General features: G+C 65.7%; 11 protein-coding genes. 10 read left to right on the top strand and 1 reads right to left on the bottom strand.

All coding sequences use genetic code 11. The features are described 5' to 3' along the window. The first annotated feature begins 78 nt into the window (after positions 1–78). The 3 genes from GFS60_RS25515 to GFS60_RS25525 all read left to right on the top strand — a co-directional run bounded on the left by GFS60_RS25515 (position 79) and on the right by GFS60_RS25525 (position 3,558). Positions 79–1,419 carry an MFS transporter gene (locus GFS60_RS25515; RefSeq protein ID WP_201453448.1) on the top strand — a complete coding sequence of 447 codons (1,341 nt, stop codon included), beginning with the start codon at positions 79–81 and terminating at the stop codon, positions 1,417–1,419. 99 nt (positions 1,420–1,518) lie between these two features. After that, the gene (locus GFS60_RS25520) at positions 1,519–3,156 is read left to right on the top strand and encodes an AMP-binding protein (protein WP_159925579.1); all 1,638 of its coding nucleotides are present in this window, start codon (positions 1,519–1,521) and stop codon (positions 3,154–3,156) included. 132 nt (positions 3,157–3,288) lie between these two features. After that, positions 3,289–3,558 carry a GlsB/YeaQ/YmgE family stress response membrane protein gene (locus tag GFS60_RS25525; protein WP_159925581.1) on the top strand — a complete coding sequence of 90 codons (270 nt, stop codon included), beginning with the start codon at positions 3,289–3,291 and terminating at the stop codon, positions 3,556–3,558. A 69-nt stretch (positions 3,559–3,627) separates the two neighbouring features. On the opposite strand, the gene GFS60_RS25530 is transcribed toward GFS60_RS25525, so the two are convergent. Further along, positions 3,628–4,182 carry an SACE_7040 family transcriptional regulator gene (locus tag GFS60_RS25530; protein ID WP_159927530.1) on the bottom strand — a complete coding sequence of 185 codons (555 nt, stop codon included), beginning with the start codon at positions 4,180–4,182 and terminating at the stop codon, positions 3,628–3,630. A 223-nt stretch (positions 4,183–4,405) separates the two neighbouring features. Between GFS60_RS25530 and GFS60_RS25535 the strand changes: the two genes are divergently transcribed. From GFS60_RS25535 to GFS60_RS25565, 7 genes are all read left to right on the top strand, one after another. After that, positions 4,406–5,995: a carboxyl transferase domain-containing protein gene (locus tag GFS60_RS25535; RefSeq protein ID WP_159925583.1), complete on the top strand. Its 1,590-nt coding sequence runs from the start codon at positions 4,406–4,408 to the stop codon at positions 5,993–5,995. A gap of 15 nt (positions 5,996–6,010) precedes the next feature. After that, positions 6,011–8,011 (top strand): acetyl/propionyl/methylcrotonyl-CoA carboxylase subunit alpha, encoded by a 2,001-nt coding sequence (locus GFS60_RS25540; protein ID WP_159927532.1) that lies wholly within the window; start codon positions 6,011–6,013, stop codon positions 8,009–8,011. Further along, positions 8,008–9,171: an acyl-CoA dehydrogenase family protein gene (locus tag GFS60_RS25545; protein ID WP_109331669.1), complete on the top strand. Its 1,164-nt coding sequence runs from the start codon at positions 8,008–8,010 to the stop codon at positions 9,169–9,171. Before GFS60_RS25540 ends, GFS60_RS25545 begins: the two co-directional genes overlap by 4 nt. Next, positions 9,168–9,659: a MaoC family dehydratase gene (locus GFS60_RS25550; protein WP_109331659.1), complete on the top strand. Its 492-nt coding sequence runs from the start codon at positions 9,168–9,170 to the stop codon at positions 9,657–9,659. Before GFS60_RS25545 ends, GFS60_RS25550 begins: the two co-directional genes overlap by 4 nt. After that, a complete protein-coding gene (locus GFS60_RS25555; protein ID WP_159925585.1) occupies positions 9,656–10,471 on the top strand; it encodes an HpcH/HpaI aldolase/citrate lyase family protein in 816 nt (271 codons plus the stop codon). Before GFS60_RS25550 ends, GFS60_RS25555 begins: the two co-directional genes overlap by 4 nt. Positions 10,472–10,583: 112 nt before the next feature. Next, entirely contained in the window at positions 10,584–11,738 is a 1,155-nt protein-coding gene (locus tag GFS60_RS25560) for an acetyl-CoA C-acetyltransferase (RefSeq protein WP_159927534.1), read from the top strand. 47 nt (positions 11,739–11,785) lie between these two features. After that, positions 11,786–13,747 (top strand): acetoacetate--CoA ligase, encoded by a 1,962-nt coding sequence (locus GFS60_RS25565; RefSeq protein WP_159925587.1) that lies wholly within the window; start codon positions 11,786–11,788, stop codon positions 13,745–13,747. Positions 13,748–14,947 lie beyond the last annotated feature (1,200 nt).

The following is a 14,947-nucleotide window of genomic DNA, read 5'->3' on the forward strand; positions in this document are numbered from 1 at the left end:
GTGACGACGTGAGCCAGGTCACTACCTTTCCTCTTGTCCCGGAAGTCGGGACATCCACACGGACCACGGAGGAATCGAGTGAGCACAGTCTCCACATCGAGTGCGGGAGTGCCCCACACTCCCGCGCCGGTGCGCAAGGGCGGCACCAGCGTTCGTAAGGTGGCCGTCGCCAGTGGCATCGGGACGACGATCGAGTTCTACGACTTCTTCATCTACGGAACCGCTGCGGCGCTGGTTTTCCCCAAGGTGTTCTTCCCCGCCCTGGGCTCCACCGCCGGAACCGTGGCGTCGTTCGCGACGTTCGCGGTGGCCTTCGTCGCCAGACCGGTAGGAGCCATGCTCTTCGGTCACTACGGGGACAGAATCGGTCGTAAGAAGACCCTCGTTTCCACCTTGATCCTGATGGGCGTCTCCACGTTCCTGATCGGACTGCTTCCCGGTGCCGCCACAATCGGTGTCGCGGCCCCGATTCTTCTGGTGCTCTTGCGATTCGGTCAGGGATTCGCGGTCGGCGGTGAATGGGCAGGCGCCACACTGCTCACCGCCGAGTACGCCCCACCGGGCAAACGCGGACTCTATGCGATGTTCCCCCAGCTGGGCCCCGCCGTCGCGTTCATCCTCTCGAGTGCCACCTTCCTCGTCACCGGCGCCGTCTTCGGTGACACGAACTCCACCTTCCTCGACTACGGGTGGCGGATACCGTTCCTCTTCAGCGCCGTCCTGGTCGGTATCGGTCTCTACATGCGCCTCGCGATCGAGGAGACACCGGTGTTCCGCGCCGTGCAGGAGGCCGACCGGGCCGATGTTGCACCCCGGACGCTCCCGCTCATGGATGCGTGGCGCTACCAGACCAAGGAAATCCTTCTCTCCGCCGGTGCCCTCGCCACGCTCTTCGCCTTCTTCTACATGGGCACAGCCTTTCTCACCAGCTACGGCACCGCGACGCTCGGATTCAGCCGTCCCTTCGTTCTGACCGTCGGCATCGTCTCGGCGGTGGTCTTCGGGCTCACCATCATCGTGTCCGCGCTGTACTCGGACCGGATCGGTCGCCGCCGGGTCATCATGATCTCCTGTGCGCTGGCCGTGGTGTGGGCGCTGGCACTGTTCCCGCTGCTCGACACCGGTTCACCCGTCGCCTTCGCGATCGGCGTGATGGTGACGCTCGCGATCTTCGGAGTCGCGTACGGCCCCTGCGGGGCGCTGCTGCCCGAAATGTTCCAGACCCGCTACCGGTACACCGGGGCAGGCCTCGGCTACAACCTCGCGGGTGTGCTCGGCGGGGCAGTACCGCCCCTGATCGCAGCGCCGCTCGCGTCGGCATACGGAAGTGCAGCGATCGGCGTCATGCTCGCCGGGCTGGCCGTGGTGAGCCTGGTGTGCACGAAGGCGCTCGTCGAGACGAAGGACGAAGCTCTCTGACCGGGCGTCACGTCGACCGGGAGTAAATTCGAGAACGGAACGGCCTCGTGTGCCTGCCCGTCCCGTAGGTGTCCGTCGCGACGCCTGGAGAGGAAAGCTATGACAACGCCACTTCCCAGCTACACGTCCGGGCTCGGCGACGCCCCGATGTTGGGGGACACCATCGGAGACAACTTCGATCGAACGGTGGCCGCGCACGGTCGTCGCGACGCCCTGGTCGACGTTCCCTCGGGTCGCCGGTGGACGTACACCGAACTGGCGCAGGACGTGAACACGCTCGCGGCGGCCCTGCTCACCCGCGGCATCGTCAAAGGTGACCGGGTGGGCATCTGGGCGCCGAACTGCCCGGAGTGGACGCTCATCCAGTACGCCACAGCGAAGATCGGTGCGGTGTTGGTCAACATCAACCCCGCCTACCGGGCGCACGAACTGAAGTACGTGCTGGGGCAGGCAGGGATCCGGCTCCTGGTGTCAGCTTCTGAGTTCAAGACCTCCGATTACGGCGCCATGATCGAGGAGGTGCGCCCGGAGTGCCCCGATCTCGACATGGTCGTTCTCCTCGGCAGTCCCGAGTGGAGCACGCTGATGACGGACGGCGCGGCGGCCCTCGCCGACGACCCGTCGCGGCTCGAGGCAGCGCAGGCCGGGTTGTCGTCGGACGACCCGATCAATATCCAATACACCTCGGGAACAACCGGTTTCCCCAAGGGGGCCACCCTCAGTCATCACAACATCCTGAACAACGGATTCTTCGTCGGCGAACTGTGTCATTACACCGAGAACGACCGGGTGTGCATTCCCGTGCCGTTCTACCACTGCTTCGGCATGGTGATGGGCAATCTCGCCTGCACCAGTCACGGCGCCGCCATGGTGATTCCCGGGCCTTCCTTCGACCCGAGGGCAACCTTGCGAGCCGTCGAGGCAGAGAAATGCACGTCGCTGTACGGGGTGCCGACGATGTTCATCGCCGAACTCGCCGACCCGGACTTCGACCGGTTCGACCTGTCCACCCTGCGCACCGGCATCATGGCGGGATCACCGTGCCCTGTAGAAGTGATGAAGCAGGTGATCGAGCAGATGGGAATGGCCGAGGTGTCCATCTGCTACGGCATGACCGAGACGTCACCGGTGTCGCTGCAGACCCGCTCCGACGACACCATCGACCAGCGGGTGACGACCGTCGGGCGGGTCGGACCCCATCTCGAGGTCAAGATCATCGACCCTGCAACAGGATTGACGGTTCCCCGCGGCGAGCCGGGTGAACTCTGCACCCGCGGATACTCGGTGATGCTCGGGTACTGGAACAACCCGGAAAAGACGGCCGAGGCCATCGACGCGGCGCGGTGGATGCACACCGGTGACATCGGCGTGATGGATGCCGACGGGTACGTGGCGATCACGGGCCGGATCAAGGACATGGTGATCAGGGGCGGGGAGAACGTCTATCCCCGCGAGATCGAGGAGTTCCTCTACACCCACCCCGACATTCTCGACGCCCAGGTGATCGGTGTTCCCGACGCCAAGTACGGCGAGGAACTGATGGCGTGGATCCGCATGCGGGACGGCGCGCAGCCGCTCGACGAAGCCGCGGTCCGGGCATTCTGCACCGGCAAGCTCGCCCACTACAAGATCCCTAGATATGTGCACATCGTCGACGAATTCCCCATGACGGTGACCGGCAAGGTGCGCAAGGTGGAGATGCGTGAACAGTCGATGGCGTTGATCGGCGGGTCATAAGCCTCTTCGTGTCCCGGAGATGAACCATTCGGCAACGATTTGTCCAACCACGGTTGAACCGCTGCCACGCTGGCTAATCTGCGAAGGAGCGGTGGCCTTCCGCTCGCACTCGCGTGTGGAGAGGAGAGGGTAATGGTTGGAGACATCATCGGCACCATCATCTTCGGTGCGGTCATCGGCGTGCTCGCGCGTCTGGTCATCCCAGGGAAGCAGGCGATGGGGTGGCTCATCACCATCGTCCTCGGCATTGCAGGCGCCCTCATCGGATATTGGGTGTGGGGCGCGATCAGCGACAAGGGTGATACCGGCGGAATCGACTGGATACGGTGGATTATCAGTATCGCTGCGGCAGCTGTGCTGACCTTGGCGTACACGTCCATGACCAGTAAGCGGAGAGTGTAGATACCCGGCTGTGCACGGGCCCCGTCCGATCCAGGGCGGGGCCCTTGCCGTGCGCCTGGGTAGCCGAAATTACGGACGCAGGCAGGTGAGTGCCATCTCGCGCAGAACCTTCCGAGTGCGCGCCGGAGTCGCGGGATCGACGCTGTGCGGTGTGGAGTTGATCAACCCGAACGTTGCATGGGCCTTGGTACGGGCATCCGTTTCGTCGAGCGACGGGTCCACCCGGAGCAGCACCTGCACCCACAGTTCGACGTAGCGTCGCTGCTTCTGCCGGACCTCACGCCGCGCCTCGGCGGGAAGGCTTTCGAGGTCGCGGTCCTGAATGCGAATCAGTTCGGATTCGCCGAGTGCGAAGTCGAGGTGGAAATCGATGAGGCCGTCGAGTGCCGCCTCGGGGGAGGATGCCTCCGCCGCGACGAGGGAACCGCCCTCCAGAAGTCGCGTACTGATGCCGACGAGTAGTTCGACCAATACGGCGTCTTTGTTGGGGAAGTGGCGGTAGACGGCGGGACCGCTGATCCCGGCGGCGGATCCGAGGTCTTCGAGCCGGACGCCGAGAAATCCCCGTTCGGCGATGAGGCGAGCGGCGGCGTCGAGAAGTTGCCGGCGGCGATCCGCCTTCATCTGTTCGCGACGCGTGATCGGTGCTCCGGCGCCGTCGGTGGACGCTGCCGGTGCTGCCGGTGCTGCCGGTGCTGCCGGCGGTCCGGTTTCGTCGACGTGTGCGGTCATTGCCTCGCTCCTTTCGGGTTGCGGTCTGGACAACTCAGTTAATCACAGTTATCTTGAATTCAGTTATCGAGTATTAACTCACTCGGCACGGGCGTCAAGACGAGAAGGCGGCAGGATGGCACTGGGCGGAAGCACTACGAGAGAGGGCTACCGGGTAGAGCACACCAAATTGGTGGACGAGCTGCGGTCGAAGCTGGCCGTTGCGGCTCTGGGCGGTAGTGAGAAGTCGCGGGAGCGGCACGTCAGCCGGGGCAAGTTGCTCCCGCGCGATCGAGTCGACACCCTGCTCGACCCGGGGAGTCCTTTCCTCGAGATCGCCCCGCTCGCGGCCAACGGGTTGTACGACGACGAATGCCCCGGAGCGGGTGTGATCGCGGGTATCGGCCGGGTGTCCGGCCGTGAATGCGTGATCGTGGCCAACGACGCCACGGTCAAGGGCGGCACGTACTACCCGATGACGGTGAAGAAGCACCTGCGGGCGCAGGAGATCGCTCTGCAGAACCAGCTGCCGTGCATCTATCTCGTCGACTCGGGCGGCGCGTTCCTGCCCCGGCAGGACGAGGTGTTTCCCGATCGCGAGCACTTCGGCCGGATCTTCTACAACCAGGCGACGATGAGCGCGCAGGGCATCCCGCAGATCGCGGCGGTCCTCGGCTCCTGCACGGCCGGCGGCGCTTATGTGCCGGCGATGAGCGACGAAGCGGTCATCGTCCGAAACCAGGGCACGATCTTCCTGGGCGGTCCGCCGCTGGTGAAGGCCGCGACCGGTGAGGTCGTCACCGCGGAAGATCTCGGCGGCGGAGACCTGCACTCGAAGGTGTCGGGAGTGACCGACCACCTCGCCGAAGACGATCAGGACGCGCTGCGGATCGTGCGCAACATCGTCGCCACGCTCGGCCCGCGCGCCGAGCGTCCGTGGGACGTGATCAGCGCCGTCCCCGCGTCGGCGCCGCAGACCGAGTTGTATGACGTGGTCCCGACCGACCCGCGCACCCCGTACGACGTTCACGAGGTCATCGGCCGCATCGTCGATGGCGGAACTTTCCAGGAGTTCAAGGCCGAGTACGGCAAGACGCTGGTCACCGGCTTCGCGCACATCGAGGGACATCCCGTCGGCATCGTCGCGAACAACGGGGTGTTGTTCGCCGAGTCGGCGATGAAGGGTGCCCACTTCATCGAACTGTGCGACAAACGCAGGATTCCGCTGCTGTTCCTGCAGAACATCGCCGGCTTCATGGTCGGCCGCGACTACGAGGCGGGCGGCATCGCGAAGCATGGCGCGAAGATGGTGACCGCGGTGGCCTGTGCCCGGGTTCCCAAACTCACTGTCGTGATCGGCGGCTCCTACGGGGCGGGCAACTACTCGATGTGCGGGCGGGCGTACTCCCCGCGTTTCCTGTGGATGTGGCCGAATGCGCGAATTTCGGTGATGGGTGGTGAGCAGGCGGCGTCGGTGTTGTCGACGGTGCGCAGTGAGCAGTTGGACAGTGCGGGTAACCCGTGGTCGGCGGAGGACGAGGAGGCGTTCAAGGCGCCGATCCGCGAGCAGTACGAGGCGCAGGGCAACCCGTACTACTCGACCGCCCGCCTGTGGGACGACGGCATCATCGATCCCGCCGATACCAGAACTGTTCTCGGGCTGGCTCTTTCGGTGTGCGCGAATGCACCGCTCGAACCGGTCTCCTACGGCGTTTTCCGGATGTGAACGGACATGACTGACATGACACGGATAGATACCGTCCTCGTCGCCAACCGCGGTGAGATCGCCGTGCGGGTAATCCGCACCCTGAGGACCATGGGAATCCGCTCGGTCGCGGTGTACAGCGAAGCGGATCGGGACGCGCGGCATGTCCGCGAGGCCGACACCGCGGTCCTGCTCGGCCCGGCCGCCGCCCGGGAGAGCTACCTGGTGATCGAGAAGGTGATCGCGGCAGCCCAGGCCACGGGAGCTCAGGCGATCCACCCCGGATACGGGTTCCTGTCGGAGAACGCGAAGTTCGCGGGTGCCTGCGCAGACGCCGGCATCGCCTTCCTCGGTCCCTCCGCCGCCGCCATCGAGGTGATGGGCGACAAGATCACCGCCAAGAACGCCGTCGCGAAGTTCGACGTGCCCGTCGTACCGGGCATCGCCCGGCCTGGCCTGTCCGACGACGAACTGATCGCGGCCGCAGGCGAGATCGGCTACCCGGTCCTCGTCAAGCCGTCGGCGGGCGGCGGCGGCAAGGGGATGCGCCTGGTCGAGGAGCCCGGCGCGTTGGCCGACGCCCTGCTCAGCGCACGCCGCGAGGCCGCGTCCGCGTTCGGTGACGACACCCTGTTCCTCGAGCGATTCGTGTTGCGTCCCCGGCACATCGAGGTGCAGATCCTGGCCGACCGGCATGGCAACGTGGTGCATCTCGGTGAGCGCGAGTGCAGTTTGCAGCGTCGCCACCAGAAGGTCATCGAGGAGGCGCCCTCGCCTCTGCTCGACGAGCAGACGCGGGCCCGTATCGGCGAGGCGGCGTGCAACACGGCGCGCAGTGTCGACTATTCGGGTGCCGGAACGGTCGAATTCATCGTCTCCGCCGACAAGCCGGACGAGTTCTTCTTCATGGAGATGAACACCCGGCTTCAGGTCGAACACCCCGTGACGGAGCTCGTGACGGGACTCGACCTGGTCGAGTGGCAGGTACGGGTGGCGGCGGGCGAACCGCTCGGCTTCACCCAGGGCGAGATCACCCTCACCGGACATGCCATCGAAGCCCGCGTGTATGCCGAGGATCCCAGCCGAGGCTTCTTGCCGACCGGTGGTCTCGTCGCCGACGTCGTCGAACCCGAGGGCCCGGGAATCCGCGTCGACTCGGGTCTTCGCGCGGGCACAGTGGTGGGCAGCGACTACGACCCCATGCTGGCGAAGGTCATCGCGCACGCCGACGACCGCGCCGGTGCGTTGCGGAAGCTGGACCGGGCGCTGGCCGGCACCGGTGTGCTCGGTGTGGTGACCAACATCGAGTTCGCGCGCTTCCTGCTCGCCGATCCCGATGTGGTGGCGGGCAACCTCGACACCGGTCTGCTCGACCGCCGGCTCGAGGACTTCGTCGCTGCGGAGGCCACCGATGCCGCGCTCGTCGCCGCGGCCGCTTTCCGCTGGTTGCAGCGCTGGCCGGAGCGTTCACAGGCCGATCCGTGGGACGTTCCCAGCGGCTGGCGGGTCGGGGTTCCCGCGCCCACCAGTATTCGGCTGGCATCGCCGACGCGTACCGACCACGTACGGATCACCGGTCACCCCGCCGACGCCACCGCGCAGGTGGAGGACGGCGACACCCTGTCCCTGACGGCGGCCCTCGACGGAACCACACTGTCCGTCGTGATCGACGGCAGACGTGAAACCTACCGGGTCGCCCAGACCGACGGGCACATCTGGCTCGCCGGATCCGAGGGCACGACGATGCTCCGGGAAGTCGAGGAGCTCAGCGTCCGCACCGGTGACGTACATGCCGGCGAGGCCGAGATCACCAGCCCCATGCCCGGATCCGTCATCGCCGTCGGCGCCGAAGCGGGCGCCCACGTCACCGCGGGCCAGACGCTCGTCGTCGTCGAGGCGATGAAGATGGAGCACTCGCTGACCGCACCCGTCGACGGCGTCGTCGACATCCTCGTCGCGCCCGGCGACCAGGTGATGGTCGACCAGCTGCTCGCACGAGTCACCCCGCACACCGACACGAAAGAGAACGAGTCATGACCGAATATCTCGCCACCGGCCAGCTTCCCGACGAATACCAGCAGCTTGCCAAGACGGTCGCCGATTTCGCGAAGAACGTGGTGGCACCGGTCGCGGCAGAGCACGACGCCAACCACACCTTCCCGTACGAGGTGGTGTCGGGCATGGCCGACATGGGTCTGTTCGGCCTCCCGTTCCCCGAGGAATACGGCGGAATGGGCGGTGACTACTTCGCGTTGTGCCTCGCCCTCGAGGAGCTGGGCAAGGTGGACCAGAGCGTTGCCATCACCCTCGAAGCCGGCGTGTCCCTCGGTGCGATGCCGATCTACCGCTTCGGCAACGAAGCACAGAAGCAGGAGTGGCTGCCGCAGCTGACGAGCGGAAAGAGCCTCGCTGCTTTCGGTCTCACGGAACCGGGCGCCGGAAGCGACGCGGGCGGCACCAAGACCACCGCCAAGTTCGACAGCGGTGAGTGGATCATCAACGGCAACAAGCAATTCATCACCAACTCGGGCACCGACATCACCCGGCTCGTCACCGTCACCGCCGTGACCGGCGTGAAGGACGGCGGCAAGAAGGAGATTTCCACGATCCTCGTCCCCACCTCGACCCCCGGTTTCACCGCCGAACCTGCATACAACAAGGTGGGCTGGAACGCCTCCGACACCCACCCCCTCACGTTCTCGGACGTGCGCGTCCCCGAGGAGAACCTGCTCGGCGAGCGGGGTCGCGGATACGCGAATTTCCTCCGCATCCTCGACGAGGGCCGCATCGCGATCGCCGCACTGAGTGTCGGTGCGGCGCAGGGGTGTGTCGACGAGTCCGTCAAGTACGCGAAGGAGCGTGAGGCATTCGGGCGACCCATCGGGCACAACCAGGCCATCGCGTTCAAGATCGCGCGCATGGAGGCACGCGCCCACACCGCCCGCACCGCCTACTACGACGCCGCCGCACTGATGTTGTCGGGCAAGCCGTTCAAGAAGCAGGCCGCGATCGCCAAGCTCGTCGCGTCCGAGGCCGCCATGGACAACGCGCGGGACGCCACTCAGATCCACGGTGGCTACGGATTCATGAACGAGTACGTGGTGGCACGGCATTACCGAGACAGCAAGATTCTCGAGATCGGCGAGGGCACCACCGAGGTGCAGTTGATGCTCATCGCGCGGGAGGCCGGACTGTGAGCGCAGCAGGAGCCGAGGAGCCGAACCGGATCGTCCAGCGTGGGCTGTGGTTCGAGGAGTTCGAACTCGGAGCGGTCTACGAGCATCGCCCCGGCCGCACCGTCACCGAGGCCGACAACGTCCTCTTCACCACCCAGACGATGAACACCCAGGCCCTGCACCTCGATGCCGCTTACAGCGAGGGCACCCAGTTCGGTGAGCGCCTCGTCAACTCGATGTTCACCCTCTCGACGCTGGTCGGGTTGTCGGTGGCGCAACTCACGCAGGGGACCATCGTCGCGAACCTGGGATTCTCGGAGATCAGTTTCCCGAAGCCGCTGTTCCACGGCGACACGCTCTACGCGGAGACACGCATCGCCGACAAGCGGGAGTCGAAGAGCCGACCGGGGGAGGGCATCGTCACGCTCGAGCACACCGGGCGCAACCAGAACGGCGACGTGGTGGCGATCGCCGTGCGCAAGACCCTCGTCCAGAAGAAGCCGTCGTGAGCTGGGCATTGCCCGGACCGGCCTGGTTGTTCTGCCCGGCCGACCGGCCCGAACGGTATGCGAAGGCGGCTGCGGCGGCCGACGTCGTGATCCTCGATCTCGAGGACGGAGTCGCGCAGGCCGACAAGGAAGCGGCGCGGGTCGCGCTGATCGACACCCCGCTCGATCCGGAGCGAACAGTGGTCCGCGTCAATCCCGTCGGCACCGACGACCACGAACTCGACCTCCTCGCCCTCGACGGCACTCGCTACACCCGATTGATGCTGGCCAAATGTGAGACCGCCGATCAGGTGTTGTCGCTGGCGCCACGCGAGGTGATCGCCCTCGTCGAGTCGCCGCTCGGGGCGCTCGCCGTCGGCGAGATCGCGCTCGCGGCGAGCACCATCGGTGTCATGTGGGGTGCCGAAGACTTGGTGGCCGCGATGGGCGGCAACTCCAGCCGCCGCGAGGACGGCACGTACCGCGATGTGGCCCGGCAGGTACGGTCGTCCACGTTGCTGGCGGCGAAGGGCTTCCATCGCCTCGCCCTGGATTCCGTCTACCTGGACATCAAGGACCTCGACGGTCTTCGCGCCGAGGCGCACGACGCCGTAGCGGTCGGGTTCGATGTCAAGGTCGCCATCCATCCCAGCCAAGTCGTGGTGATCCGCGAGGCGTATGCACCCTCCGACGACGACGTCGACTGGGCCACGAGAGTCCTGGCCGCCGTCGACGAGCAACGCGGAGTTTTCGCCTTCGAGGGCAAGATGGTGGACGCACCCGTCCTGCGTCACGCAGAGGCGATCCTGAGGAGATCCGGCACGACCCCGTGAATACTCTTCAGCCGCGGATGGTTGACGAGTACACACGGTTACAACACAGGAATGGAGAACTGCAGTGCCTGAAAGAACTACGTCGGTGATTGTTGCCGGGGCCCGTACACCGATGGGTCGGTTGATGGGTTCGTTGAAGGATCTCTCGGGTTCGGATCTGGGTGGGATCGCGATCAAGGGTGCGCTGGAGAAGGCGGGGGTGGCGCCGGATCAGGTGGAATACGTGATCATGGGTCAGGTCCTGACGGCGGGGGCGGGGCAGATGCCGGCGCGGCAGGCGGCGGTCGCGGCCGGGATTCCGATGGATGTGCCGGCGTTGACGGTGAACAAGGTGTGTTTGTCGGGGATCGATGCGATCGCGTTGGCGGATCAGTTGATCCGGGCGGGGGAGTTCGAGGTGGTCGTTGCCGGTGGGCAGGAGTCGATGTCGCGGGCGCCGCATTTGCTGGAGAAGTCGCGGGAGGGGTTCAAGTACGGCGATGTGACGATGCGTGATCACATGGCGTTCGACGGGTTGCACGACATTTTCACCGATCAGGCAATGGGAAGTCTGACGGAGTCGCAGAACACGGAACCCGGTCGGCAGACCAGCCGCGAGGAGCAGGATGCGTTCGCGGCGGCGTCGCACCAGAACGCGGCCCGGGCCTGGAAGGACGGGTTGTTCGACGACGAAGTGGTGCCGGTGTCCATTCCCCAGCGTAGGGGTGAACCGATCGTGTTCGGCCAGGACGAGGGAGTGCGTGCCGATACGACGGTGGAGACGCTGGGACGGTTGCGTCCCGCCTTCGCGAAGGACGGAACGATCACGGCCGGGTCCGCGTCACCGATTTCCGACGGTGCGGCGGCCGTGGTCGTGATGAGCAAGGCCAAGGCCGAGGAGCTCGGCCTCGAGTGGATCGCCGAGATCGGGTCACACGGGGTGGTCGCCGGACCCGACTCGACGTTGCAGTCGCAGCCGGCCCGGGCGATCGCGAAGGCGTGCGCGAAGGAGGGCATCGACCCGAAGGATCTCGACCTCGTCGAGATCAACGAGGCCTTCGCGGCTGTCGGGATCGTCTCGACCCGTGAGCTGGGGCTGGATCCGGCGAAGGTCAACGTCAATGGCGGGGCGATCGCTGTGGGGCATCCGCTGGGCATGTCCGGCGCGCGGATCACCCTGCATCTGGCCCTCGAGCTGCAACGCCGCGGCGGCGGTGTGGGTGTGGCCGCGCTGTGCGGCGGCGGCGGTCAGGGTGACGCACTGATCGTGCGCGTTCCCACCAGCTAGGTACCAAAAGAACGCGGAGCACTCCGGCTGTCGGGGAAGATGGAACCATGACAGCCGATCCGCAGTGGGTACCGACCGAGGCTGATCTGCGCAACGCGGTGATCACCGACTTCGGTGTTTTCATTGCACGGCGCCACAACGTTCCGGTAGACGACTACCGGGCGTTGTGGCGTTGGTCGGTGGCCGATCCCGACGCGTTCTGGCAAGCCGTGTGGGACTACTTCGACATCCGCTCTGCGACCGATCCGGGTCCGGCCTTGGCCGAGTCCTCCATGCCGGGCGCCGTGTGGTTTCCCGGCGCCACTCTCAATTACGTCGATCAGGTCTTCCGCAATGCCCGCTCCGACAGGCCCGCCATCCGGTACGTCGGTGAGGGTGGGGTCGACGTCGCTGTCGAGTGGGACGAGTTGCGCTCGCAGGTCGCGGCGCTCGCGGCCACACTGCGGGATCACGGCGTCGGTGTCGGCGATCGCGTCGTCGGATACCTGCCCAACATTCCCGAGGCAGTGATCGCGTTCCTTGCGACCGTTTCGGTGGGGGCACTCTGGGCCGCGTGCGGGCAGGACTATTCCGCGCCGGCAGCCCTCGATCGGCTCGGACAGCTCGACCCGAAGGCGCTGATCACCGCGGACGGGTATCGGTTCGGCGGCAAAGAGCACGACCGCGTCGATGCCGTACTCTACCTGCAGGCCGGGCTGCCCTCTCTGGCCCTGACCGTCATCGTGCCCCATCTTCGACGGGAATCGGAGGTCGGCGACGCCACCACGTGGGCTGAGGCCACGGGCCGGGAGGCCGCACTCGAACCGGTGGCCGTCCCGTTCGACCACCCCCTGTGGGTGGTGTTTTCTTCGGGAACCACCGGACTTCCGAAGGGAATCGTGCACGGCCACGGCGGAGTGCTTCTCGAACACCTCAAGTCACTCGCGCTTCATCTCGACGTCGGCCGAGACGACACCCTCTTCTGGTACACCAGTCCCAGTTGGATGATGTGGAACTTCCAGACCGCGGGCCTGCTCGTGGGGGCCACCATCGTGTGTTACGACGGGAGCCCCGGGTGGCCCACGGCGGATGCGTTGTGGGCGTTGACCTCCCGTCTCGGTGTGACGGTGGTGGGGACGAGTCCCGGATACGTACTCGCCTGCGACAAGGCCGGGGTGGTACCCGTCCGCGACCACGACCTGACGGCGCTCCGCGCGGTCGGCAGCACCGGGTCCACGTTGCCTGCCGCGTCGTCATTGTGGTTGGCGCACAACGTCGGTCGGAACATTCCCGTCATGTCGATCACCGGTGGGACCGACGTGGTCTCGGCCTTCATCGGTGGAGCGCGGACTGTTCCGGTCTGGCCCGGTGAATTGTCCGCTCCCTGTCTGGGTGTCGCCGTCGACGCCTTCGACGAAACGGGCAGTCCCGTGCGCGGCGAGGTCGGTGAACTGGTGGTCACGGCCCCGATGCCGTCGATGCCGGTGTCGTTCTGGAACGACCCGGACGGGAAGCGCTACCACGACGCCTACTTCGACGTGTTTCCCGGTGTGTGGCGGCACGGTGACTGGATCACGATCACCGAACGCGGGACCGTGCTGATGCACGGAAGGTCCGATTCCACACTCAATCGCAACGGGATCCGGATGGGGAGCGCGGACATCTACCAGGTGGTGGAGAAGCTGCCCGAGGTCGCAGAAGCACTGGTAGTCGGGGTGGACCTGCCGGACGGCGGATATTGGATGCCGCTCTTCGTGGTCCTCGTCGACGGGGTGGAGCTCGACGACGCGTTGCAAGACCGAATTCGGGGTGCGATCCGTGAGCAGGCCTCGCCCCGGCATGTGCCGGACGACATCATCCTCGCGCCCGGCATTCCTCACACTCGCACCGGCAAGAAGCTCGAGGTGCCACTCAAGAAAATTTTCCAAGGCGCGGACGCGGCTCGTTCAGTCGACCGCAGCGCCGTCGATGATCCAGCACTGCTCGACTGGTTCGCCCGGCATGGCCGCACGGCGGCTCAGGGTGGCTGACCAGGTAAGGCTTGCTTTTGTTACTGACCGGTAACAAGAGGTGGGTCGGGCGTGGTGCTTGGCATGGGGTGTGAGATATCTCCCTATTGATCCAGCGAGCGCCCGCGCCGGGATGCGACAAATAGGACGTCACGCGCGCTGCATCTCGTCTCATCGTCGGCCAAGTGTGATCGCCGCCGCGGGCGATACGGTGCCGCATCCGCGCGCCAGACGACCCCACTGACCGCGCCCATGCAGGTCAAGGCGAATTCCGCCCTGAAGTTCAGTTTCGAGCGCATGGGATGTCGCTGCCGGAGGCGCGTGCGCGTCACTCCTGGGCGGCTCTCGATTTCATTCCCGCCTCGCCTTCGCCGCGAGTGTTCCGCTTTGAGACCTGCGCGGGGCTTTGGTAGACACGATGGTTGGTAAACAAGCGGTGGTCGGTGCGACGTCCGCCCCCGCGGCCGATCAGCCGATCGTTTGGTACCGCGCGAAGTGGATTGTTCGGGAAGGGGGCGATAAATGTGGACACGACATTTGTCCGTCCGGCGGAATTCCGACCCGCGGTACGTTTTTCGCCTCGCACGTGTACGCGACGCCCGGAATGTGGTTCTCGCTGTTGAACATGTGCGCGTCGCCGATCCAAATTTCGACTGATTCTGGAAGTATCGACGGTCGGGAAGGTCACAGCTCGGCAGGTAACAGTGGTGGGTATGTGACCGATGTATACCCCGGCGTTATTTCGACACAGGACGAACCGAGATGGTCACCGACGAGTGAGAGGAGGGTGCAGGCATGAGTGTGGCGAAAGTTCGGACGTCCATTTCCGCCGTAGACTCGTCTGTCGACTCCGAGGGTGACGAGCACCGATTGGGTGGCCGCTTGTTGGATCGATGAAGGAACGGAGCCAGGAATGAACCCGCTCACCGCGAATGATCCGGGATGCCAGAGCGCCCCAGGGCGCACTGCATCGATCTCCACTGTGGTGGAACTCGTCGATCAGCCCAAGGTGGGCCGTCCCGTTCCCGATTCGCGAGTGGCCTCGGACCGAGGCACGTGCATGTAGTGGCGTTCAGAGCTACCAATCACCAGTCACACAGGCGGCGGCAAGCCACGCGTTCGAGAACGGAGTAACCCTTGGGGTCGGGACATGCAGCGGGTAGTAACGGTGCTCCCATCGGAGCCTTTCCGCTGTCAGCTGCGCAGCGAGGGATCTGGTTC

It is taken from the genome of Rhodococcus sp. WAY2, assembly GCF_009859915.1.
In the GTDB taxonomy this organism is placed as follows: domain Bacteria; phylum Actinomycetota; class Actinomycetes; order Mycobacteriales; family Mycobacteriaceae; genus Rhodococcus_F; species Rhodococcus_F oxybenzonivorans.

Bases quoted from the DNA above. Each gene is read 5' to 3' on its own strand.
- GFS60_RS25520 (WP_159925579.1), top strand. From the start codon at position 1,519: ATGACAACGCCACTTCCCAGCTACACGTCCGGGCTCGGCGACGCCCCG.
- GFS60_RS25525 (WP_159925581.1), top strand. From the start codon at position 3,289: ATGGTTGGAGACATCATCGGCACCATCATCTTCGGTGCGGTCATCGGC.
- GFS60_RS25530 (WP_159927530.1), bottom strand. From the start codon at position 4,182: ATGAAGGCGGATCGCCGCCGGCAACTTCTCGACGCCGCCGCTCGCCTC.
- GFS60_RS25535 (WP_159925583.1), top strand. From the start codon at position 4,406: ATGGCACTGGGCGGAAGCACTACGAGAGAGGGCTACCGGGTAGAGCAC.
- GFS60_RS25540 (WP_159927532.1), top strand. From the start codon at position 6,011: ATGACACGGATAGATACCGTCCTCGTCGCCAACCGCGGTGAGATCGCC.
- GFS60_RS25545 (WP_109331669.1), top strand. From the start codon at position 8,008: ATGACCGAATATCTCGCCACCGGCCAGCTTCCCGACGAATACCAGCAG.
- GFS60_RS25560 (WP_159927534.1), top strand. From the start codon at position 10,584: ATGGGTCGGTTGATGGGTTCGTTGAAGGATCTCTCGGGTTCGGATCTG.
- GFS60_RS25565 (WP_159925587.1), top strand. From the start codon at position 11,786: ATGACAGCCGATCCGCAGTGGGTACCGACCGAGGCTGATCTGCGCAAC.